Annotated in this window: 1 protein-coding gene; it reads left to right on the forward strand. The window is 64.9% G+C overall.

The genetic code is table 11. The features are described 5' to 3' along the window. A partial coding sequence (locus Q4I23_RS32870; RefSeq protein WP_498529029.1) for a type I glyceraldehyde-3-phosphate dehydrogenase occupies positions 1-817 on the forward strand: 817 nt, incomplete at its 5' end. Between the last annotated feature and the right edge of the window lies 1 nt (position 818).

The following is an 818-nucleotide window of genomic DNA, read 5'->3' on the forward strand; positions in this document are numbered from 1 at the left end:
CGGCGAGCTGATCGTCAACGGCCACTCGATCAAGGTCGTGCAGGAGCGTGACCCGGCCAAGCTGCCGTGGAAGGATCTGGGCATCCAGATCGCCATGGAATGCTCGGGCATCTTCACCAAGCGCGCCGACGCCGCCAAGCATCTGGAAGCGGGTGCGGAGAAGGTGCTGATCTCCGCCCCGGCCACCGACGAGGACATCACGGTGGTCTACGGCGTCAACCACGACCAGCTCAAGGCCGATCACCGCATCGTCTCGAACGCGTCGTGCACGACGAACTGCCTGGCCCCGGTGGCCTTCGTACTGAACAACCTGATCGGCATCGAGAAGGGCTTCATGACGACGATCCACTCCTACACGGGGGATCAGCGCATCGTCGACACCAACCACAAGGACCTGCACCGCGCCCGCGCCGCGGCGCTGAACATGATCCCGACCTCGACCGGGGCGGCCAAGGCGGTGGGCAAGGTGCTGCCGGAGCTGAAGGGCAAGCTGGACGGCACCGCCATGCGCGTGCCGACGCCCAACGTCTCGGTGGTCGACTTCAAGTTCACCGCCAAGCGCGCCACCTCGGTGGAGGAGATCACCAAGGCGATCGCCGAGGCCGCCAACGGCCCGCTCAAGGGCATCCTGGGCGCCTACACCGAGGATCTGGTCTCCACCGACTTCAACCACGACCCGCACAGCTCGATCTTCGCGCTGAACGAGACCAAGGTCATCGACGGCAACTTCGTCCGCATCATGACCTGGTACGACAACGAGTGGGGCTTCTCCAACCGCATGAGCGACACCGCCGTCGCCATGGCCAACGCCAAGTAAG

The sequence above is a fragment of the Azospirillum sp. UFLA03-27 genome, from assembly GCF_059803775.1.